Below are 20,198 nucleotides of genomic sequence, written 5' to 3' on the forward strand. Positions count from 1 at the left end.
CGGGCCACCCCCGGGAGGAGGCACCGCGGTTCCCCCGGGAAGGGGAGCCGCGCCCGGGCCGCATCTCGGTCGTGCTGGACCGCGACGGAACCCTGGTGGACTACGCCGGGATGTTCCTGCGGTTCATCCACGAGCTCCACCGGGAGGAAGGGCTGAGCGCGCCCTCCCGGGACGAGCTGCTGGGGGCCGCGTACTGGGAGGCCATCGTCAGCGGTGAGCTGCACCTGGGCCGGGTGCGCGTCCGGGACCGCGTCGACGAGGTGGTACGGCGCCACATGCCGTACTCCGGACTCTTTCCGGGGGTGCCCGCCGCGCTGTCCGCGCTCGCCGCCCAGGGCGTCCGCCTGGCCCTGGTCAGCGCGTGGGTGGCCACCGACAGCACCACCACCCTCCTCGAACGCCACGGGGTGCGGCAGCACTTCACGTCGGTGCTCACCCGCGACGACCTGGCCGGCCACGAGAGCGGCCTGGACGACGTGGCGGCGAAGGCGGCCCTCTCCCGGCGTGCGCTGGCGGCGATGGGGCACGAGGCGGCGGACAGGCTCTATGTCGTCGGTGACAGTCCCGCCGACATGAGGCTCGGCCGCCTTCTCGAAGCCGTCGTGGTGGGAGTGCGTACGGGCAACGGCCCCCGCCTCCCCACCACAGGCCCCGACAGCCCCGACCTCATGCTGCCGTCCGCCGCCGCGCTCGCCCCGCTCCTCCTGCCGAAGGCGCACGACGACGGGAGCGGCCCGCTGCCCGCACAGTCGTGCGAGGGGAATGTTCCGGGACCGAAGGGGGCAGATTCTGGACCCGGCCAACTCCCCGGCGTCCCGCGCGGGTAGCGGCCGACACCACGCTCCGGTCTGCTCTCGTCGAACTCATTACGGTGCGGAGGCATTCCATGTGCCCCAGCGATTCGTTCGAACTCCCCGTACACGGCCTGCCCCGGGAACGGCGCGCCGCGGCCCTGGAAAGACTCGCACGCGAGCAGGGAACGGCAGGCCAGGAGCTGGGCTGGCAGGTGGAGTGGCAGACGGACTACGGGGAAGCGCTGTCGCGCGTGCTGAACGGCCATGTGAACAACATCGGCGACCCCTTCGCGGAGGCCGACTTCGCGGCGCAGAGCAAGGACGTGGAGACGAGCGTCCTCGACTACCTGGCCCGGCTCTGGAACGCCCGCCACCCGTACGAGCCGGACGACGCGGACTCGTACTGGGGACACCTGCTCACTATGGGCGCCACGGAAGGCAACATCTACGGCCTCTGGAGCGCACGCCACTACCTCACCGGCGGCCCCCTGACCCACCCCGCCCCCGCCGACGACCGGGAGGCAGGGACCGAAAGCCGGGAACCGGCGGGCCCGAGCGAGGCAGAGACCGACGGCCGGGCAACGGCGGGCCCGAGCGAGGAGGAGGTGCGGGAGCCGGTCCTGCTGTTCTCCGGGGAGAGCCACTACTCCATCGCCAAATCCGCCGCCGTGCTGCAGCTGGAGACGCCGCTGGCCCTGGGCGGACGGCTCTACCCCGGCCAGTGCCCCCTCGGCGGCGAGTGGCCCGCCGCCCTTCCCACCCGAGGGGGAACGTCGGGCCCCGGCATCCTCGACCTGGACGTGCTGGCAGCGCTCGTGGAATTCTTCGCCCGGCGGCGCCACCCCACCATCCTGGTGCTCAACGCGGGCAGCACGTTCAAGGGCGCGTTCGACGACGCGGACGCGGCCCGGCAGGTCCTCACGCGCGCCTACGAATCCATCGGGAGCGGCAGCTGGCGAGCCTGCCCCGAGGGCGGCGCCGCAGACCGGCGGGACTGGCACTGGATCCACGTCGACGGAGCCCTGGGCGCCGCCTACCACCCCTTCCTGCGGATGGCCGTGGAGCAGGGCGCCCTGCCACCGCAAGACGCGGGAGCCCCGCTGCCCTCCTGCACCTTCGAGCTTCCCGAGGTGAAGTCACTCGTCGTCAGCACCCACAAGTGGATCGGCTCACCCTGGCCCGGCGGGGTGTACATGACGCGCAACCGGCACCGCATGACCCCGCCCCCGTTCCCGCAGTACGTCGGGGCCCCCGACACGACACTCGCGGGCTCACGCAACGGCCACTCGGCGGTCGTCCTGTGGGACTTCCTCGCCCGGCACTCCTACGAGGACCAGATCCGGGGCGTGGTCGAAGCCCTTCGGCTGGCGCAGTACGCCGAGCGGCGACTGCGGGAGATCGAGGCGGACCGCGCGGACGGACTCGACCTCCGGGTGGGGCGTTCCCCCTGGTCACTGAGCGTGTGGTTCCGGGCCCCCGCCCAAGCGGTCGTCGAAAGGGCCGGCCTGGCCCGCCAGACGTTGACCGAAGACGGCGAGGAGCGCGACTACGTGCACTTCTTCGCCATGCGTGAGACCCCGCGCTCCCGCGTCGACGCGCTCCTGGAGGACCTCGCACGGCCGGACGCGTTCAGCGAGGAATCCTGAGGCCGTACGGCGCGGACCGCCGGCCGTTCCGCGACCGCGCACGGACCGGCCGGCGCCTCACGACCGACTCGGCACGCTCGTGCGATCGATGAACGCGGTCAACGCGTCCACGGTCGCGCCGGGCTGCTCGTCGGGAATGAAGTGTCCGGCCTGCGGGATGAGGACTCCGGTCGCGTTCGGTGCCCACGGGCCGATGGAGGCGGCCATGTCGGGGATCGAGCCGTGGGAGCTGGAGATTCCGAGGACCGGGACGTTCAAGTGCCCCTGTTCGAGAGCGTCATGATTCTTCCGCGCCGATTCCGCGGCGTCGCGGTAGTAGGCCAGGGACGCCGAAAGACCTCCCTCGGCCGCGACGGCGGCGCCGTAGTGGTCGACCTCGGCGTCGTCGAAGGTGTCCGGGGACAGAGCCTTGGCCCTCAAGAACCAGTCGACGTACTCACGTTCGCGACCGGTGAGCAGGGTCTCCGGCAGTTCGCGCACCAGGTGGAAGGCGAAGTGCCAGGTCTTCCACGCCCGTTCGGGATCCGTCGGAACGGAATCCGGGAGGGTGATGCCAGGAATACCGGCGTCCAGCAGAGCGACACCGTGCAGGCGGTCCTCGTACTTCAGGGCCATCGAGAAGGCGACCCAGGCGCCGATGTCGTGCGCGACGAGCCAGTACTTCGCTACGTCGAGGGCGATCAGCGCGGCCTGGACACGCGAAGCGACGGTGTGCGTGTCGTAGCTCCCGCGGGGGCGTTCGGAGTGGCCCTGCCCCGGCAGGTCGACCGCGATCACACGGAACCGCTCGGCAAGGCCGGGCATCACCTTCCGCCAGGCCCACCAGGTCTGCGGGAATCCGGCGAGCAGGACAACGGCGGGACCGCCCGGCCGACCGCCCTCCACAGCGTGCAGCCGGACCCCCGCCGCGTCGACCCAGCGGTGATTGAAACCCGCAAGGTCGTGCAGCGGCAGTCCGGGGACCGGGTTCTGGTCGCAGGAGCGCTTCAAGGTGATGGCGTCGTCGGTCATGGCTGGAGGCTACTCCATCCTGGACCATTCAGTTCAAGATAGGATGGTGAAGACCGCCACAGCTGGTCAGTAACGAGGTGCACGCGTGATGGCAGGGAAGAAGCAGTTCGACGTGGACGTCGCGCTCGATGCGGCGATGGTCCAGTTCTGGCGGGCCGGACACGCCGACACGTCTCTCGACGACCTCTGCGGGGCGACCGGCTTGAACCGCAGTTCCATCTACTCCTCGTTCGGCGACAAGGACTCGCTGTACCTGCGCTGCCTGGACCGCTACGCCGCGCGGTACGGAAGCAGGTACGACCAGGCACTCTCCGCCGCGTCCGAGGAACCGCTCCAGGCGGTACGGGCGTTCTTCGAGGTCACCCTGCAGCGCATCGCGGACCCTGACGTACCTGACGGATGCCTGATCGCCCAGACCGCGATGACGGCACCGGCACTCAGCCCCACCATCGCCACCCGCGCAACCGAAGCCCTGACCCGCCAGCACGCGCGCCTGCGGACCGCCCTGAACGCAGCGAGGCTGACCGAGCGCGAGGCCGAAGACTTCGCGATTCACCTGACGGCGGTCAACCAGTCGCTGGCCGTGCTGAGCAGGTCGAGGACGAGCCAGAGGCAGCTCCGCGCGGTCATCGACATCAGCTTGAACGCGCTTTCGGGGGCTTTGGGTAGGGGGTAGGCAGGTGGTGGCGGTGCTGGGGGGCCATGTGGGGGGTGTCCGGCTTCGGCTGTGCCGTCATCGGGACGACCACGGCTCAGGTCCCCAGGTCGTCCACTTATGGGGTCGTGTCGTCGGCGAAGGTGGGTGCGAGCGCGGTGCGCAGACGTCGGACGAACTCACGCTCGCGGCCGGCGAACCCGGGGTACTCGTCGGCGAAGTGGTGCCACTCGACGTACTGGAGGGCATCGGCGAGATCGCTGCCCAGGACCCGTTCGCGGCTGGGCTCGGGCCACTCGCCTCCCAGCCGGAAGACCTCCTGCAGCAGTGCGTTCGGCAGCGAATGGCGTTCGGCCAGCAAGGCCGCGTCGTACAGGTCCTTGCCCTGGGCGTAGCCGTCGACGACGAGCCACATCACCTTCCATGCCAGGGACAGGGCAGGGGAGGCCGCCTGCAGCAGCCCGCCCGAGGGGAGGACGACCGATACGGGTGGTTCAGGGAGGGACTCGCCGAAGACGAAGTCGAGCTGGAGCCAGCCGCCGGGCGTGCCCGGGGCGCTCCACGGCAGCATCATGCGGCGGCCCGGGACCCGCTCGTAGGTCCAGATGTCCTCGTACACAGTCCCTCGGGCGTCGATACGCAGGCCGTCGGCGCGGGACGCGGCCATCAGTTCGGCCGCTTCGGCGACGCCGGACAGTAGTCCGCTCGTACGCGGCTCGGCCATGCCCCAGGAGGAGGGGACGACCACAAAGTCCAGGTCCCCCGGTTCGCGCGCCGACGCACCGAACCACATGGCCATGAGCATGCTGCCGCGCAGCACCAACGACGTTGACCAGACCGAGGCGGCCACGCCGTCCCTGACCGTGATCAGGGCCTGGGACCTGGCGGTCTGCCAGGCGAGAGTGGCCTCGGGATGGGGGAAGACCGGGTCGGCGGCCCGGTAGGCATTGGGGAACTGCTTGAGCGCAGGGTCGAAGACCGCCTTTTGAATGGCCTCGGCGTCCATCACACGCAGCAGCGTGCGGGGGAACACGCCCTCGCGACGCGACCAACGCGGCAGTTCGGGCAAGGGCCTGTCCGCCAGGGAACTGTCCTGGGGTCTACCGTCGGCCGGCGAGCTTGCCTTCTCGTCCCCGGTCATATGCTCTTCAACCACCCTTCGTCCAGTTGCGGTCCGTTGTCGAGCAGGACGTATTCCCGCTCGACGTCGATGACCTCGTACGAAGCCAGTTCCGCGAGCAGTCCGTCGAGGGCCCGCTGCGCACGGTCGTTGCCCACTCCGTGGCAGCGTTGCGTGACAAATCGCTCCTGTTGTCCGTCCGCCCGCCGTCGCCTGGCGTTTCGGGAGACGTGAGCCCCGTGGCGTCCGGCAATGCCGGCCAAGGCGCCCCGGTTGTACGAAGGTGGCAGGAGCAGCTTCACGTGGTGCTCGAAGTGGCGGCCGGCGTGGGGGCCGAGGCGCACCGCCGACGCACCGGCATCGTTCTGCGGCACCTCGACCGCGCCGGGCGTGCACTCCACCTTCCGGCGGGCCACCGTAAATCCGTTACGGGTCAGGCAGCGTTCTGCCGCACGGACGGCGGCCAGCTCCGACCCGTAGGTCGGTCGCGAACCCCGTAGGGACAGCATGGGCTGGGAGGGGGTTCGGCCCCGCTCCAGTGCGATGTGAGCAAACTTCACGTCGTCACCGTGCGCGCGGGACCAGTTCTCCAGCCTGCGCAATTCGTCGCCGTCGCAGAGTACGGTCAGATGGCTTTCATACACCGGCACAGCATGCCGTGCCTGCGCAGGGGAGGGCACCCGGATATTTCGCGCGGCGCGCACGCCTCCGGCGAAGGGCCCAGGTGCGCGCGTTCGGCGGAGGACGGAGCTCGGCTCATCAGGGTGTGGGGTGGCCCGCGGCCCAGGAGACGAGGATGCGCAGGCCGTCGTGGGTGGGGGAGCCGACTTCGGCGGTCCATACGACCAGTTGCTGGTCGGGGTCGGTGCTGGCGGTGAGGGTGTCCCAGTCCAGAGGCAGCTCGCCGGCGACCGGGTGCAGGAGAGTCTTGGTGCCAACCCCGCGGGTGGCAACGTGGTGGCGACGTGATGGGCGGTCCACCAGGTGCGGAAATCCTCGTCCTGCACGCAGAGTTCACCCACGAGGGCAGTAAGCCGCGGGTCGTCGGGATATTTGGCCGCCTCCATGCGCAGCTGCGCGACCGCCGTGCGGCACGGTGACCGGCCGGCCTTGGGATCGCCCCCCCCGGCACCGTCGGCACGCTGACCGGCGGCCCCCGGAACCCCACCCCAACGCCGCCGCCACAGCGACCCTCCGGCCCTGGAATCACACCCCACCGCCGCCGCAACAGTTACCGCGACCGAACCGACGGAGCACCGACATGACCGACACGATGAAAGCGCTGCTTCTCGGCCGCGGACCGCAGTGGGCCCTCGACGACGTCCCGGTCCCCGAGCCCGGCCGCGGCGAGGTCCTCGTCCGCAACCGTGCCGCGGCGACCAACAATGCCGACCTGCCCATGCTCGCCGCCGCCGACCCCATCCACGGCGGCACCGGCGAGGAATCCGTCGCCGGGTTCGAGTACGCCGGCGAGATCGCCGCGGTCGGCGGGGACGCCGGCCGGTGGAAGGTCGGGGACCCAGTCATGGGAACCTTCCCGTCCTCGTTCACCGAGTACCTGGTTGCCGATCACCGTTTCGTGCTGCCCCGCCCGAAGGATCTGGCCCGGAAGTTGCCTGCGCGCTGCCCACCGCGCTGCTGACCGAGTTCGGCGCGCTCACCGCGGCCGGCTTCCGGCCGGGACAGAGCGTCCTGATCACCGGGGCGTCGACCAGCACCGGCACGATCGGCATTCAGATCGCCAAGACCCTCCGCGCCTCACGGATCATCGCCACCACCCGCAGCGCCGACAAGAAGGACCTGCTGGCGAGGCTGGGTGCGGACACCGTGATCATTGCAGGCCCGGCCGGCGACCTGACCGACGCGGTGCTCACCGCCACCGGCGGCGAGGGGGCGGACGTGGTCCTCGACCACGCCGCCGGCGACACCTTCGCCGCCTGCCTGCCGGCGACCGCGCTCGACAGGCAGGTCGTCAACATCGGCCGCCTCGCCGGTCCCGCAGCCACCGTCGACCTGGACGCCCTGCCCTTCAGGCACCTCACTGTCCACGGAGTCTCCTTCGGGTTCTCCCAGGACTGGGAGACGGTCCCCGTCCCGGAAGGGCTCAGGGCGGAGGTACTGCCGGCGGTCGCCCGCGGAGACGTCGCACCCGTCATCGACACCACCTTCACCATCACGCAGCACCAAGAGGCCGCTGCCCGACTCGGCGCAGCGAACACGGTCGGTAAAGCCGTCCTCACCTTCGCGTGACCAGCTTCGCCCACGCGCTGGTCAAGGGCGGGTGGCGCCTAGGGTGTTCCGTATGAATTCCCACTTCTGTGCAGGTCAGGTCATCGTCAGGCGTGAGATCCTGGATGACCGTGAATGGCTGGTCTACCCCCTGCGGGTGGTCGCCGACGACGGTGTCACCCTCGCCGCCCACTTGGCGCAGGGCACCCCACTGACCTTCGGGAGCGGGGAATTCAAATGGGGATTGCACCCGTGGATCGAGTTCGACCACTCCTGGCAGTCCAGCGGTGTTCTTCAACTCCAGCGCGCGGGGGACGGATACGCGGTGTGGGCCCGGTGGGAGGGCGCCCGGCTCTCGGACTGGTACGTCAACTTCCAGCGGCCGATGCGGCGTACGGAGCGCGGCTTCGACACCCTCGACCAGGAACTCGACCTGGTGATCGCGGCGGACGGTTCCGGGTACGCCTGGAAGGACGTCGACCACTTCGAGGAACGTGTGCGGACGGGCGGCTTCGAGCCGGGAGAGGCCGAGGCCGTGCGGGCCGCAGCCGCCGAGGTGGTGAACCTCGTCGAGCACGGCGAGTGCTGGTGGGAGCAGTGGCGCGACTGGCAGCCCCCGGCCGCGCCCGCCGTACCGGCAGCGGTGGAGTTGTCGGCGCCGCACGCGGGGCGGGTCATGGAGGCGGGCAGGGCCTGACCGAGTGACCCGTCGGCACACAGCCTTCGTCGCACCGCGGGCGGCGGTGCGACGAAGGACCGGTACGCCTCGGTGCGCAGCGGCCCCAGGTACTCGGCGCGCACGTCCCGCGCGGGGCCGTTCGGGATCGATTGATGCGTCCGCCGCTGACGCCTCACCGCCAGCGGACCGGGCTGGGTCAGCAGCCCTCGACCGCAAACGGCGGCGGCACCGGTACGTGGCGCGGAGCGTCAGACCACGATGGTGGTCGACCAGGGCACGGCTGCGTTCCAGCCGGGCCAGAGGACTTCCGGTGCTGCTCGGGCGGTCAGGACCACGAGCAGCGGAACGCGGCCTGCGGTGCGGATCACCTCGCCGACGCACTCCGGGACCGCACCCCCGACCAGGTGGAGGTTCTCGGCGACCACCACCAGGGGCCGGTGCGGGGTGGCGCGGCGCAGGGCCGCGCGCAGGTCGTCACCGAGTGCGGTGCCGTCCGGACCGCTGCGGAGGTGCCAGACGGTGACCAGGCGGTCCTGGTGGAGCCTGCTCGTGAGCTCGGAGAGAAGCCAGCCCTGGCCACCCCCGGTGTCGCCGGCGAGCGTCACCACATGTGGGCGTTGCTGGCGCTTCACCAGGGACAGCAGCGCGAACATCAGGTCCAGTTCAGGGTCGGCCTGGGAGCCGCAACCGGTGTCGTCCTCGGGCTGCTCGGCGGGGAGCAGGGAGGGGTCCTGGTCGATGATCGACTGGTGCAGCTGCCGTACCTCGCGGCCCGGCTGCAGACTGAAGTCCTGGCTCAGGTGCTGTCGGAGCCGCTCGTACACCCGCAGGGCCTCGGCCTGGTGGCCGGCCCGGTAGAGGGCGAGCATGAGGAGTTGGCAGGAACGTTCGCGGGAGGGCTCAGCCGCCGTCGCGGCTTCCAGGGTGCCGATCACCTCATGGTGTCGTCCGCTGCGCAGTTCGGCGTCGCCATAGTCCTCGAGGGCCGTGGTCCGGGCGGCGTCCACCGCGGCCAGCTGGGGCCAGTCGACCCCGGATTCGGCGAGTTCCTGCCCCGCCGGGCCCCGCCAGAGACCCAGCGCGGCGCGCAGGACACGGGCCGCACTTTCGGGCTGGCCGGCGGCCAGCGCACCACGGCCCTGGTCGGCGAGCAGGCGGAACCTGGCGAGGTCCAGGGTTTCCGGCGCCATCCGCAACATGTACCCCGGGGCCTGGCTGACCAAGGTGGCGACATGAGTGGGAACAGCCCCGCGTGCCAGTACCCCGCGCAGTGCCGAAATCGTGTTCAGCAGCACCTTGCGGGCCGTGGGCGGGGCGTCCCCATCGGGCCAGAGGGCCTGCATGAGGTCGCTGGTGGCGACCACCTGGTTGGCGTGGAGCAGGAGAAAAGCAAGGACGGCGCGCTGATTCATGCCTCGCAGGGGCAGAGGACCTGCGGCAGTGGCGATCTCCAGCGGACCGAGGAGGCGGAAGGACACTCCGGGATTCGCGGGGCCCGACGGCCGCCCTTCGACGGGTGGGCCGGATCTGGCGCGTGTCACTCCCGCGGTCCATGAGCCAGGCTGTGCGACCCCGCGTGGCCGGAGAGTTGCCGGGCGGCGGGTGACTGGTCTGGGCGTCGTCCGATTGAGCATGTTTCCCCCGTACTTGGCTGGCGTCGGCGGATGTGCAACCGACAGTGGAGCAGCCCTGCGTATTCGCTTCCTGAGGGGGTTCGAGCCGGCCCAGGCGCGCAGGGCAGGTGGTGAATGAAGAGCCCGACCGGCCGTCGTGATCACGCGGCCGCTCCCCCCGGGTCGGCCATCCGCCGGCTGCCCGTAACCAAGGTGAAGGGCAGCCGGCGGAAGTGCGTTCGACCGGGGACGGTACCAGAAAGATCATCGCCACCAGCGAAGAGTTCTACCGGCGAGTAACAGTAGGCGTCATGACTTCCCGCACCTCTTGGCTGGATTCTGCTGCTTCGCGCAGCACCGTTTCCATCGTGGTGACCGACTGCGAGAAGAGCAGCCGGCCGGCCGGTGTGAGCCGGACGTCGAACCCCCTCCGGTCGTTCGGGCAGGGCTCGCGCTCGGCGTAACCCGCGTTGACCATCTGGGCCAGCAGTCGCGACACCTGTGGCTGGCTGCGGCTCACGCGGGAGCTGAGTTCACCCGCCCGGAGGTAGCCGTCCTCGCGCGCCAGCACGTCCATGATCTCGAAGGCGCTGGCGCACAGGCCGTGGTTCTCGGCCAGGACGCGCTCGGCGACCTGATTGATCTGCGCGCAGGCGCGGGTCACGGCCACCCAGCGATCGGTCAGAGCTGTTTCTGTCACGCCTCCCATCGTAGGTTTGCCGTCGCCTCTTGTCGATACATTCGCATGCATGTACTGTGCCGCTCGTTCAATGCATTCGCATACATCTTTATTCACAGGTGAAGGAGACACGGTGACCGAGCAGACGCTGACACCTCAGTCAGTCGAGCAGGGCCCGGAGCAAACGCCCGCACCGGCCCCCGGCAAGGCCCCCTGGAGCACCCTGGTGGTGGTCGGCGTCGCCCAGTTGATGGTCATGCTCGACTCCACGGTCGTGAACGTGGCGCTCCCCTCGATCGGCACCCAACTGCCCGCCGACCAGACCGCCCTGCAGTGGACCATCAGCGCGTACGTCCTGATGCTCGGCAGTCTGCTGCTCTTCGGCGGCCGCGTCTCCGACGTCTTCGGCCGTCGACGCACCTTCCTCACCGGCCTCTCCCTCTTCGCCGTCGCCTCTGTCCTCTGCGGCATCGCGGGCAACCAGGAACTGCTCGTCGCCGGCCGCGCCGCCCAGGGCGCCGGAGCCGCACTGCTCTCGGCCGCCGCCCTGTCCATCATCCTGGCGGTCTACCAGGACGAGGAGCAGCGCAAGATCGCGCTCACCGCCTGGAGCGGTCTCGGTGTGATCGGTGCGACCATCGGTGTGGTCCTCGGCGGCCTCATCGTCACGGCCATCAGCTGGCGCTGGGCCTTCCTCATCAACATCCCGGTCAGCATCGCCGCCTTCATCGGCGCCCTGCGCACCATGCCCGCCCTCAGTACGAGCAACGGCCGCAAACTACGGCTGCCTTCGGCCATCGTCTCCACCGCCGGCCTCGCCGCCCTGTCCTTCGGCCTGATCCAGCTGCACGAGGGATTCGGTGACCGGAACGCCTGGATCAGCATCGCCGCCGCCGCCGTCCTGCTCACCACGGTCACCTTCATGGAGATCGGCCAGAGCGACCCGCTGCTCCCGCTGCACCTGCTGCGCAAGCCCACCTACTGGCTGTCCAGCGTCGGCCTGCTCCTGGTGGCCAGCGTGATGATCAGCAGCTCCTTCCTGGCCAGCATGTACTTCCAGCGGGTCCACGAGATGAGCGCCTTCGCCACCGGTCTCTCCCTGCTCCCCATGGGTCTGGCCGCTCTCGTCGTGGCGATGGTGGCACCTTCCCTGGCCAACGCCCTCGGTCTGGGCGGCATGTACGCGGCCGGGGGCCTCCTGCAGCTGGTCGGCACCGGCGTCCTGGCGACCGGCACCGACAGCGTTCCACTGACGATCGCCGCACTGGCCGTCATCGGCGCCGGCCTGCCCGCCTGCTTCGTACCGCTGTTCGGCATCGGCACCTCGCACGTCAAGCTGGAGGAATCCGGCGTCGGCTCCGGTCTGCTGAACACCTTCAACGAGACCGGCGCCGCTCTCGGCATCGCCGTCATCGGAACCATCCTCGCAACCACCGTCGACAGTGGCCTGGGCGGCGGGAGTTCGGCCGCAGAGGCGACCACCGCAGGCATCGGAAACGGCTTCCTGGCTCTGGCCGTCTGCTCCGCCGTCGCCATCGTGATCGCCCTCGTACTGCGGGCGCTGACCCGTGCTCCGCAGGGGGCTGAGGCCTGACCGCCCTCGTGCACCACCAGGACCTTCAAGGATGCCGATGAAGCCGGCCGATGCCGGACCCGCCGCACGCAAAACCACATAGTTCCAACCCATGAACGTGGGCTTGCAGACCTCCCCCGCCTGCAAGCCCACTTTGCGTTGCCCAGGATGTGCCCGACAGCCCCCGGAGCCGCCACGGCCTGGCCCGAGGAACGGGCGCCGCAGAGCGCGCCACCCGGCGGAGCAGGCCGTTCGGCCCGCCCAGGACCCCTGTTCTGCCCAACAAAGGACGGCCGATTACCGTCCGCTGGAACACGTGTTCCGCCCCTGTGGAGGCGCAGTTGAATACGTGGACATGGCCGCTCGGGGGTCTGTAGCTTATTGATCAAGCGCTTGTCCGGGGCTGCGAAGAACAAGCCCCAGAAGAATTCGTCCGGGCCGACCCAGGCCGGCCCGCATTCCGAGCGTCTTCATCTCCTCGGTAATAGGCCCAGGGTCTAAAGGCGATTTCCGCCTGCCCTGCTGCCGGTAGCCAATACGTGCGTCCGCCCCTCCCGCACGCCCTCCCACACGAAGGAATTCCGCATGGCCACCTCGCCCGAAGAACTTCCGAACACGCTGTCCGCAGCTGCGAAGGCAGCGCCCTCCTGGCAGGCCGCGGGTGCCACCGTCCGTTTCGTGATCTCCGAGCCCGATGTCGAACTCACCCTGGACCCCCAGGGCGCCCTGACCGACGCCGAGCCCACGCATGTGTTCCGCATCAGCAACACGGACCTTCACGACCTCGCCGCGGGCCGCCGCACCTTCCTGCGGACAGTCACCAGCCGACGCGTCTCCTCCCACGGCCCCGTACTTCAGACGTTCGCCGTCGGACAGGCCCTGACGACCTTCGACCTCCAGCGCTGATCGCCCCAGAGAAGGAATCACCATGACGTACACGCACAACCCGGCCGCCCACCCGCTGCTCGACTCCTTCGAGGCCACCTTCCTCAACGACGTCGTCGCCTTCGCCCGCGAGGAGGTCGGCCCCGGGGCCGCCGAACGCGACGGGATCGAGAAGGGCCAGATCGACTGGGACACCGTCCGTAAGGGGCATGCGCTCGGTCTGCTGCGTATGGCGATCCCGCGCGACTTCGGCGGCCTCGGCCTGAGCCAGCTCGCCCTTGCGCTGACCATGGAGGAACTGGCCTCCGCTGACCCGGGCATGGCACTGGTCTTCGGCGCCACCGGCCTGTTCCAGACCCCGCTGCTGATCTGTGGGAACCCGCGTCTCCAGCAGAAGTACCTGCCCGCCTTCATCGGTCCGGACCCGGTCCTCGCGTGCAACGCGGTTGCCGAGGAGCTGAACGGAACGGACCTGGTGCTGCCGCAGCAGGCGCCCTACGCGCAGGAGATGACGACCGCCCGCCGCTCCGGCAGCGAATACCTGCTCACCGGCACCAAGCGCTACATCACCAACGCGCCAGTCGCCACGTATGCCACCGTCATGGCCAACCTGGACGAGACCCCCGGCTCGACCGGGCTGACCTGCTTCGTCACCGAGCTGGAGCAGGATGGCGTCGCCCGTGGCGAGATCCACGACAAGGTGGGCTACCGCACCGCCCCCGCGGGCGAACTGATCCTCGACAACGCCCGGGTGCCCGAAGAAAACGTCATCGGGGACGAGCGCGGCGGCTGGGACCTCAACGTCGCCATCGGCAACCTCACCCGCGTCACCTGCGCGGCGGTCGCAACCGGCATCGCACGTCACGCACTCGATCGCGCGGTCGCGTGGGCAGGCACCCGCCGTCAGGGCGGCCGGCTGCTCTTCGAGCACCAGATGTCCGCGCGCAAGCTCGCCGACATGTCTGCCCGCGTCTCCGCCGCACGCGCCCTGTACCTGGACGCCGTACTGAAGGCTGACACCGTCATCCCGACCCCGGCCTACGAGCCCGCCGTGGCCAAACTGGTCGCCGACCGCGCAGCCATCGACAACGCCGACGCCGCCATGAGCCTCATCGGGGCCGCCGCGTTCCAGCGCGAGGACGGCATGGACCGGGTGCTGCGCGACGCCTACGGCCCCCGGATCTACGAAGGCAGCCCCGAGGCCCTCGCACTGGTCATCACGGGCGAGCTGTTCGACGTTCCGGAGGTCCGGTGACCACCGCGACCCCCACCCGGCCCACTGCCGTCGGCGGCCTCTACCGGGAGCGTGTACTGCGGGACTCCGCCGCGATCGTGCTGCCGGACCTGGACAGTCGGCTGGACGGTGCGCCGCTGTTCCGCTCGGCAAGCCCCGAGGGTCTGCTGACCTTCACGGTGCGGGGGGCACAACTGCCCGCCGAGTACCTCGAGAACGTATACCGGTTCCGGCTGGCCCAGTACCTGAAGCGCGGCTGGCTCAACGAAGAGCTCGCGGCCGAGGCCGGCCTCACCGCCGAGCCTTACGACGCCCACGCTCTCCGGGATCAGCACACCCTGGTGGTGGAGGAGGAGTCCGGTCAGCTGCGCGGCTACGGCACGCTGGCCCACACCCGCAGTCCCGAGAACACCCTGCTGGGGGACGACGCCCATCTGCCGTTCGTCGTCGAACGCGACTACGGCCTGCGGCTCGCCGACGAGCTCGGCGCGACCACGCCCTCCAGCCGTGTGTGGGAAGGCAAACGGCTGGTCCGTGACTACTCCATGGGCCGCTCGCAGGCCGCCGTCTCCGTACCGTGGTGGGTCTACCGAGGCTGGGCCGAAGGCTGTCTGCAGGCCCTGGCCGAGGACGGAGCGGCGGTCGTCGGCGACGGCAAGCCGAACGGAGCCATCCTCCAGCTCTCCCTGCTCGGCTTCCGCACCCGCACCCTCGACGTGCCCGCACGACCGGCCGACCCCACCGACCTGTTCGCACCGATGTGGGACCAGCAACAACGCTCGTTCCCCTTCGTCCTCACCGACGAAACCGCGCTGCGCCCGACGCTGTCCCACCTCGACGCCGTCCTCGCGTCCGGCGAGAGCGGATCGGTCGCCGCCCGGCTCACTGCTTTCCAGGAGACCAGGACATGAGCCCGTACACGGATCGCAGCAACCCGCCCGATGTGGGCACCCCCGCGGAAGCCCGCGAGCTGGACGAGGAGCTCTACTACGCCTCTCTCACCCAACGCAACCGGGGCCTTGTCCCCGCGGCGCTCCAGCAGCAGATCCGGCACACCCCCCTGCTCATAGCCGGCTGCGGCTCGATCGGCGGCGCCACCGTGCAGCCACTGGGCCGCATGGGATACCGCAACTTCGTCCTCGCGGACGTCGGTACCTACGAGCTCAACAACCTCAACCGCCAGCACGCGACCGTCGACGATCTGGGCCGCAACAAGGCCGAGGTGGGCGCCGACGCCCTGCGCGCCATCAATCCGCACGTCAATGCCGAGGTGGTGCCCGTCGGCATCACCCGTGAGAACGTACGGCAACTGGTCCGCCAGGCCGAGGTGATCGTCGACGGAGTCGACGTGACCACCCCCTCCGGACTGCGTGCGAAGATCGCGCTGCACCAGGAGGCGTGCCGTCAGCGCAAGCCGCTCGTCACCGGCTGGGACATGGCGGGGATGCTGGCCGCGCAGTGCTTCGACTACCGGCTGATCCGGCGAATCTTCGACGGCCAGTTGCTGGCCGACGACGCCGATGTGCTGAGCACCTGGGAAGTGATCTTCCGTATCGCCCCCCGGGCGTACATTCCCGGTGAGATGTTCCGCGAGCTGCGTCAGGGACTCGGCCGCCCCGACTACAGCGTGCCGCAGCTGACCGAGGCTGCGACCCAGTTCGGCTCGCTCGCGGTCCACATGGTCAACCAGTTGGTCGCGGGAGAGGACGTGCCGCGCACTGTCGCGGTCGACGTCCACCACATCGCCCTGCCACCCGCGCGCCGGGTGCTCGGTCGGATCAGCCGGCACTGGGAGAAGGCCCGCTTCCTGAACCACCTGCCGCGGGAGCAGGCCTGGCACGGGTTCAGCCCCGCTGCCGTGTACCGACTCGGCCGCCGTTCCACACCGTCCGCATAGCCACCCCGTCCGACGCCGCTCGACCTGCCGACCACCGGTGGAGGGCAGCTCATGAGCGCGCGGCACAACCGCAGAAAGGAAAGCCCCGCATGAGAAAAGAATTCGCATACGCCGATGCGCGCACGACCGGAATCGTGCTGAGCGAGACCGAGTCAGAAATCATCGAAGCCGCCGCACTGAGAATAGCCGCGCAGTACGCGGGATACTCCCTGCACAGTACCGATCTCCTGCACACCGTGGAGCTCGCGGCGGCCGCGCTGCCGAGCGAGGTCCGCCGCGCGCTCATCTGCTTCCGCGACGAGGGCAACACGAGTGGCACCCTCCTGCTGCGGGGACTTCCATTGGGCACCCTCCCGGCCACCCCCGACCGGGTGGAGGACGAGCCCGACTGGACAGAGGTCTCCGTGGCCACACTCAGCCAGCTGATGGTGATGTCGGTCCTGGGGCGCACGATCTCCTACAGCGACGAGAAGAACGGCAACCTGGTCCAGGACGTCAGCCCCAAGCGTGGCGCCGAGACCCGTCAGGAGAACGGGGGCTCCATATTGCTGGAACTCCACACGGAGGACGGCTTCCACCCCGCCGCCCCGCACTTCCTGAGCTTGATCTGCCTGCGCGGCGACCGCGACGGACTCGCCGCCACCGTGACCGGCGGGATCGGCGACGTGCTGCCGGAGTTGAACGAGGAGACCGTTGCCGCCCTTCGCAGACCGGAGTTCAGAACCAGGTTCAGCACATCCTTCGTACACGACACGGACGAAGAGGTGCTGACCCCGTCGGTACCGGTGCTCTCCGGAACGGAGAGCAACCCGGACCTGCGGGTGGACTTCCACGGCACCGTCGGAACCACTCCGGCAGCGCAGGCGGCGCTCGCTGCGTTGGAGAAGGCCGTACTCCGCTCCCTGCGCGGCCTCGTGCTGGAACCCGGTGAACTGATCATCCTCGACAACCGCCGCACGGTGCACGGACGGACGGGCTTCTTCCCGCACTACGACGGCGCGGACCGCTGGCTGCGCCGCTCCTTCGCACTGGCCGACCTGCGACCGGTCCTAGACCACCTCGGCGAGGGCCGCATCCACAACGCGATCACTTCGCAACACCACACCCCCGGCCTGGTGACGGCAGCCTGACGGGCGTCCAGCCACGGTCCGGCCGCCCCCGGCCAACCCCTTCTGCTGCACCCACCGCTCCATCTGACAAAGGAACATCATGAGCGCAGCCCTGCACGCCACCCTGACCCGGATCGTCGTCGAGGACCTGGAGGCCGACCCCGTCACCCTGACCGACGAGTCGACCCTGGCGACCCTTGACCTCGACTCTCTCGCCATCGCGGAGCTGATCGTCCTCATCAAGGACGAGACCGGCGCGGACCTCAGCAGTGAGGAGACCAGCATCGGTGAACTCACCATCCCGGCCCTCGCCAGGTTGGTCACCACAACGCTGGACGCCGAGAAGTCCGCATGAACGCACCCGCCATCGTCGTGACCGGTACGGGCATGATCACGCCTGTCGGGACCAGCACGGACGCAGTCTGGGAGGCGATCCGACGCGGCGAGTCGCCGGCCGGTGCCGTCCCCACGCCGGGAGTCTCCGGGGCCCTGCGGTGCCGCACCGTGGCACCGTTCGGCCTCGACCTGCTACCTGGCAGGGGCAACGCGAATCTGGACCCGTTCATCCGGTTCGCTCTCGTCGCGGCGGACCAGGCCATCTCCGAGGCGGGACTCGACCCCGCCACCTGGGAGGGCGGCCGCGTCGGCATCGTCGTCGGATGCGGCCTCGGCGGCTCGGCCACCCTGAGCACGGCCCACAGCCGCCTCGCCGAACGCGGCCCGGACGCCGTCTCACCGTACGTACATCCTCGTTCCCTCATCAACATGGCGGCCGGGATGATCGCGATCCGGCACCACGTCACGGGCCCCAGCCATACCGTCGTCGCGGCCTGCGCCTCCGGCGCGGTCGCCGTCGGTGTCGGCCGCGACCTGATCCGCAGCGGCGCCTGCGACATCGTGATCGCGGTCGGTACGGATGCCGGGGTGGTACCTGTCATCGCTGCGGGCTTCGCCGCGATGGGAGCGCTCGCCGACAGCGCGGCGGACGATGCTTCCCGGCCGTTCGCCGCGGACCGTTCCGGCTTCGTGCTCTCCGAGGGCGCCGCTGCCCTCGTACTGGAGCGGGAGGACTCCGCACGGGCCCGCGCCGCAACTTCGAAGGGCCGCGTGCTCGGCTATGCCTTCACCACCGACGCACATCACCCGGTAGCGCCGCACCCCGATGCCGTCGGCGCCGAGGCGGCGGTACGGGCGGCGCTGACGGACGCCAGTCTCTCTCCGTCGGCCGTGGACCACGTCAACGCCCACGGCACCTCGACCCCCTACAACGACCGTAGTGAGGGGAAGCTCATCAAACGGATCTTCCCGCACCGGCCCAGCGTCACGGCCAACAAGGGGCTGCTGGGGCACAGCCTGGGCGCGGCGGGTGCCATCGAGGCCGTACTGACCTTGCGGAGTCTGGCCACCGGCATCGTCCCACCGACCGCGCACACTCCCGCTGTGGACCCGGAGCTCGCGGGCCTGGACCTGGTGCTGGACAAGGAACGGCACCAGAACCCGACGGTCGCGGTCAGCCACTCCTTCGGGTTCGGAGGCTCCAACTGCGTACTGGTGATGGGTAAATGAGCAACCACCGCATTCCCGCCGTACTGACCGGCCTCGGCACCTGCCTGCCCCCGCGGGTGGTCACCAACGAGGACCTGGCCCGGCGCCTGGACACCTCGCACGAGTGGATTCACAGCCGCACCGGGATTGCCTCCCGCCGCATCGCGGACGCTGGTACGAGCACCGCCGAACTGGCGGCCGCCGCCGGCGGTGCGGCCCTGGAATCGGCGGGCCGATCCTCCTGCGACCTGGTCCTCGTGGCCACCACCACCCCGGACCGTGCCTGCCCCGCGACCGCTCCGCAAGTGGCTTCGGCCCTGGGACTGACCGGCGCCGGCGCCTTCGACCTGTCGGCCGTCTGCTCAGGTTTTGTGTACGGCTTGTCCGTCGCCGCAGCCATGATCGGGGCCGGTACCTGCGCCGGCGTGCTGGTGATCGGTGCGGAGCGCTATTCGGCGATCGTCGACCCTCAGCACCGTGGCACGGCTGTCATTTTCGGAGACGGGGCCGGCGCGGTTCTGCTCGAGAGAGGTGAGGTGGCGGACGGATATGGGGCCGTCCTGCACACCGAGCTGGGCAGCGACGGCACCGGCAACGAAATGATCACCGTGCCGCCCGGCGAACGGTATCTGCAGATGAGGGGGCGCGAGGTCTACACCCGGGCCGTGCCGACGATGACCGATTCGGCCCGCCGCGCCGCCGCGGCGGTCGGCTGGCAACCGGCGGACATCGACGCGTTCGTCGGACACCAGGCGAATCTGCGAATCCTGGAGTCGGTGGCCAAACGGATCGGAGTGCCGCCCCAGCGTGTGATCACCAACATCGAGGACGTCGGCAACACAGCAGCCGCTTCCATCCCGTTGGCTCTGGCCGCTGCTGCGGACGAGGGCCGGCTCACCCCCGGGGACCGTGTCGTCCTCACTGCCTTCGGGGGCGGCCTGACCTGGGGTTCGGCGGCCCTGCGGTGGCCGGACGTACGACCGGTCCACCGTTGACTCCTCCCACGCCCCGCATCCGAGCCCGGACCGGAGACAGCGATGCGGGGCCTGATGCAAGGTGGCAACCATGACGCACGCAACCGCACCAGTGCCACCCGCAGTTGCGGTGCCCGCATCAGCCGCCGAGGATCGGTACACCCGGTATCGGAGAACCCTCGACTCCGGCGCCGGAGCCTCCCAGACTCTCGCCGCATGGCTTCCGTTGGCCACACTGGGGATTTCGGACCACACCCTCCTCAGCACCACCGGCCGTACCCAGAAGGTCTCGCACGGATCGGGCACACGTGGGGCGCAGTCGGCGGTCGAGTAACGGACGAGCTCACTGAGTACGGGCAAGGACTGCCAAGTGCTGTTGGTTGGGCCGCGGAAGCCCGTGGGCACCGTCGGTTCACGGAACCGACGGCGCCCACGGGTTCGCCGGCTCTACAGGCCGAGTTCGACCTCGAACTCGCCGGCCTCCAGGATCGCCTTGACCGCCGTGAGGTAGCGGGCGGCGTCGGCGCCGTCCACCAGGCGGTGGTCGTAGGAGAG

The 20,198-nt window shown here is 69.9% G+C and carries 21 protein-coding genes and 1 pseudogene; 15 read left to right on the plus strand and 7 right to left on the minus strand.

What is annotated here, in order from left to right; genetic code table 11:
• Positions 1-71 precede the first annotated feature (71 nt).
• Positions 72-827 carry an HAD family hydrolase gene (locus ACIQM4_RS34165; protein ID WP_401599416.1) on the plus strand — a complete coding sequence of 252 codons (756 nt, stop codon included), beginning with the start codon at positions 72-74 and terminating at the stop codon, positions 825-827.
• A 59-nt stretch (positions 828-886) separates the two neighbouring features.
• A complete protein-coding gene (locus tag ACIQM4_RS34170) occupies positions 887-2,440 on the plus strand; it encodes a histidine decarboxylase (RefSeq protein WP_401599417.1) in 1,554 nt (517 codons plus the stop codon).
• Positions 2,441-2,497: 57 nt separating this feature from the next.
• Here the strand turns inward: ACIQM4_RS34170 and ACIQM4_RS34175 are convergent, their stop codons facing one another.
• Complete coding sequence (locus ACIQM4_RS34175; protein ID WP_401599419.1) at positions 2,498-3,451, minus strand: alpha/beta fold hydrolase; 954 nt, start codon at positions 3,449-3,451, stop codon at positions 2,498-2,500.
• An 88-nt stretch (positions 3,452-3,539) separates the two neighbouring features.
• Between ACIQM4_RS34175 and ACIQM4_RS34180 the strand changes: the two genes are divergently transcribed.
• Positions 3,540-4,127, plus strand: coding sequence for a TetR/AcrR family transcriptional regulator (locus ACIQM4_RS34180; RefSeq protein WP_401599420.1), 588 nt, complete (start codon positions 3,540-3,542; stop codon positions 4,125-4,127).
• A 97-nt stretch (positions 4,128-4,224) separates the two neighbouring features.
• On the opposite strand, the gene ACIQM4_RS34185 is transcribed toward ACIQM4_RS34180, so the two are convergent.
• The 3 genes and pseudogenes from ACIQM4_RS34185 to ACIQM4_RS34195 all read right to left on the minus strand — a co-directional run.
• Positions 4,225-5,112 carry a nucleotidyl transferase AbiEii/AbiGii toxin family protein gene (locus ACIQM4_RS34185; protein WP_401599445.1) on the minus strand — a complete coding sequence of 296 codons (888 nt, stop codon included), beginning with the start codon at positions 5,110-5,112 and terminating at the stop codon, positions 4,225-4,227.
• Between the two features lie 131 nt (positions 5,113-5,243).
• Complete coding sequence (locus ACIQM4_RS34190) at positions 5,244-5,930, minus strand: hypothetical protein (RefSeq protein ID WP_401599421.1); 687 nt, start codon at positions 5,928-5,930, stop codon at positions 5,244-5,246.
• A 55-nt stretch (positions 5,931-5,985) separates the two neighbouring features.
• Positions 5,986-6,317, minus strand: a pseudogene (locus tag ACIQM4_RS34195) (transcriptional regulator); the annotation flags it as partial.
• Positions 6,318-6,487: 170 nt separating this feature from the next.
• Between ACIQM4_RS34195 and ACIQM4_RS34200 the strand changes: the two are divergent.
• The 3 genes from ACIQM4_RS34200 (at position 6,488) to ACIQM4_RS34210 (ending at position 8,152) form a co-directional block, all read left to right on the plus strand.
• A complete protein-coding gene (locus tag ACIQM4_RS34200; protein WP_401599422.1) occupies positions 6,488-6,868 on the plus strand; it encodes an alcohol dehydrogenase catalytic domain-containing protein in 381 nt (126 codons plus the stop codon).
• A 125-nt stretch (positions 6,869-6,993) separates the two neighbouring features.
• Positions 6,994-7,476 (plus strand): zinc-binding dehydrogenase, encoded by a 483-nt coding sequence (locus ACIQM4_RS34205; protein ID WP_401599446.1) that lies wholly within the window; start codon positions 6,994-6,996, stop codon positions 7,474-7,476.
• Positions 7,477-7,528: 52 nt separating this feature from the next.
• On the plus strand, positions 7,529-8,152 hold the full coding sequence (locus ACIQM4_RS34210) for a DUF402 domain-containing protein (protein ID WP_401599424.1): 624 nt from the start codon (positions 7,529-7,531) through the stop codon (positions 8,150-8,152).
• A gap of 230 nt (positions 8,153-8,382) precedes the next feature.
• Here ACIQM4_RS34210 and ACIQM4_RS34215 read toward each other — a convergent pair whose 3' ends face one another.
• Both ACIQM4_RS34215 and ACIQM4_RS34220 read right to left on the minus strand, forming a co-directional pair.
• Positions 8,383-9,546 (minus strand): BTAD domain-containing putative transcriptional regulator, encoded by a 1,164-nt coding sequence (locus ACIQM4_RS34215; RefSeq protein WP_401599425.1) that lies wholly within the window; start codon positions 9,544-9,546, stop codon positions 8,383-8,385.
• Positions 9,547-10,033: 487 nt separating this feature from the next.
• Positions 10,034-10,447: a MarR family winged helix-turn-helix transcriptional regulator gene (locus tag ACIQM4_RS34220; protein ID WP_401599426.1), complete on the minus strand. Its 414-nt coding sequence runs from the start codon at positions 10,445-10,447 to the stop codon at positions 10,034-10,036.
• Between the two features lie 112 nt (positions 10,448-10,559).
• On the opposite strand from ACIQM4_RS34220, the gene ACIQM4_RS34225 reads away from it, so the two are divergent.
• The 9 genes from ACIQM4_RS34225 to ACIQM4_RS34265 all read left to right on the plus strand — a co-directional run bounded on the left by ACIQM4_RS34225 (position 10,560) and on the right by ACIQM4_RS34265 (position 19,664).
• Positions 10,560-12,020, plus strand: coding sequence for an MFS transporter (locus tag ACIQM4_RS34225; protein ID WP_401599428.1), 1,461 nt, complete (start codon positions 10,560-10,562; stop codon positions 12,018-12,020).
• A gap of 564 nt (positions 12,021-12,584) precedes the next feature.
• Positions 12,585-12,905, plus strand: coding sequence for a hypothetical protein (locus tag ACIQM4_RS34230; protein WP_401599430.1), 321 nt, complete (start codon positions 12,585-12,587; stop codon positions 12,903-12,905).
• Between the two features lie 22 nt (positions 12,906-12,927).
• Entirely contained in the window at positions 12,928-14,139 is a 1,212-nt protein-coding gene (locus ACIQM4_RS34235) for an acyl-CoA dehydrogenase family protein (RefSeq protein WP_401599432.1), read from the plus strand.
• Entirely contained in the window at positions 14,136-15,029 is an 894-nt protein-coding gene (locus ACIQM4_RS34240) for a hypothetical protein (protein ID WP_401599433.1), read from the plus strand. The genes ACIQM4_RS34235 and ACIQM4_RS34240 overlap by 4 nt, the downstream gene beginning before the upstream one ends.
• A complete protein-coding gene (locus ACIQM4_RS34245; RefSeq protein ID WP_401599434.1) occupies positions 15,026-16,015 on the plus strand; it encodes a HesA/MoeB/ThiF family protein in 990 nt (329 codons plus the stop codon). Before ACIQM4_RS34240 ends, ACIQM4_RS34245 begins: the two co-directional genes overlap by 4 nt.
• An 89-nt stretch (positions 16,016-16,104) precedes the next feature.
• Positions 16,105-17,145 (plus strand): TauD/TfdA family dioxygenase, encoded by a 1,041-nt coding sequence (locus ACIQM4_RS34250; RefSeq protein ID WP_401599435.1) that lies wholly within the window; start codon positions 16,105-16,107, stop codon positions 17,143-17,145.
• 79 nt (positions 17,146-17,224) lie between these two features.
• Positions 17,225-17,479 (plus strand): phosphopantetheine-binding protein, encoded by a 255-nt coding sequence (locus ACIQM4_RS34255; protein WP_401599437.1) that lies wholly within the window; start codon positions 17,225-17,227, stop codon positions 17,477-17,479.
• Positions 17,476-18,690 (plus strand): beta-ketoacyl-[acyl-carrier-protein] synthase family protein, encoded by a 1,215-nt coding sequence (locus tag ACIQM4_RS34260; protein WP_401599438.1) that lies wholly within the window; start codon positions 17,476-17,478, stop codon positions 18,688-18,690. The genes ACIQM4_RS34255 and ACIQM4_RS34260 overlap by 4 nt, the downstream gene beginning before the upstream one ends.
• The gene (locus ACIQM4_RS34265; RefSeq protein WP_401599439.1) at positions 18,687-19,664 is read left to right on the plus strand and encodes a beta-ketoacyl-ACP synthase III; all 978 of its coding nucleotides are present in this window, start codon (positions 18,687-18,689) and stop codon (positions 19,662-19,664) included. Before ACIQM4_RS34260 ends, ACIQM4_RS34265 begins: the two co-directional genes overlap by 4 nt.
• A gap of 426 nt (positions 19,665-20,090) precedes the next feature.
• On the opposite strand, the gene ACIQM4_RS34270 is transcribed toward ACIQM4_RS34265, so the two are convergent.
• On the minus strand, positions 20,091-20,198 hold a 108-nt coding region (locus ACIQM4_RS34270), incomplete at its 5' end, for a 2-oxo acid dehydrogenase subunit E2 (RefSeq protein ID WP_401599296.1).

This window comes from Streptomyces sp. NPDC091272, from assembly GCF_044757485.1.
Lineage (GTDB): Bacteria > Actinomycetota > Actinomycetes > Streptomycetales > Streptomycetaceae > Streptomyces.

What these genes read in the sequence shown, in the direction of transcription:
- ACIQM4_RS34245 (WP_401599434.1), top strand. Translation starts at nt 15,026, where the DNA reads ATGAGCCCGTACACGGATCGCAGCAACCCGCCCGATGTGGGCACCCCC.
- ACIQM4_RS34215 (WP_401599425.1), bottom strand. Translation starts at nt 9,546, where the DNA reads ATGAATCAGCGCGCCGTCCTTGCTTTTCTCCTGCTCCACGCCAACCAG.
- ACIQM4_RS34200 (WP_401599422.1), top strand. Translation starts at nt 6,488, where the DNA reads ATGACCGACACGATGAAAGCGCTGCTTCTCGGCCGCGGACCGCAGTGG.
- ACIQM4_RS34230 (WP_401599430.1), top strand. Translation starts at nt 12,585, where the DNA reads ATGGCCACCTCGCCCGAAGAACTTCCGAACACGCTGTCCGCAGCTGCG.
- ACIQM4_RS34260 (WP_401599438.1), top strand. Translation starts at nt 17,476, where the DNA reads ATGAACGCACCCGCCATCGTCGTGACCGGTACGGGCATGATCACGCCT.
- ACIQM4_RS34175 (WP_401599419.1), bottom strand. Translation starts at nt 3,451, where the DNA reads ATGACCGACGACGCCATCACCTTGAAGCGCTCCTGCGACCAGAACCCG.
- ACIQM4_RS34210 (WP_401599424.1), top strand. Translation starts at nt 7,529, where the DNA reads ATGAATTCCCACTTCTGTGCAGGTCAGGTCATCGTCAGGCGTGAGATC.
- ACIQM4_RS34255 (WP_401599437.1), top strand. Translation starts at nt 17,225, where the DNA reads ATGAGCGCAGCCCTGCACGCCACCCTGACCCGGATCGTCGTCGAGGAC.
- ACIQM4_RS34235 (WP_401599432.1), top strand. Translation starts at nt 12,928, where the DNA reads ATGACGTACACGCACAACCCGGCCGCCCACCCGCTGCTCGACTCCTTC.
- ACIQM4_RS34185 (WP_401599445.1), bottom strand. Translation starts at nt 5,112, where the DNA reads ATGGACGCCGAGGCCATTCAAAAGGCGGTCTTCGACCCTGCGCTCAAG.
- ACIQM4_RS34180 (WP_401599420.1), top strand. Translation starts at nt 3,540, where the DNA reads ATGGCAGGGAAGAAGCAGTTCGACGTGGACGTCGCGCTCGATGCGGCG.
- ACIQM4_RS34265 (WP_401599439.1), top strand. Translation starts at nt 18,687, where the DNA reads ATGAGCAACCACCGCATTCCCGCCGTACTGACCGGCCTCGGCACCTGC.
- ACIQM4_RS34170 (WP_401599417.1), top strand. Translation starts at nt 887, where the DNA reads ATGTGCCCCAGCGATTCGTTCGAACTCCCCGTACACGGCCTGCCCCGG.
- ACIQM4_RS34250 (WP_401599435.1), top strand. Translation starts at nt 16,105, where the DNA reads ATGAGAAAAGAATTCGCATACGCCGATGCGCGCACGACCGGAATCGTG.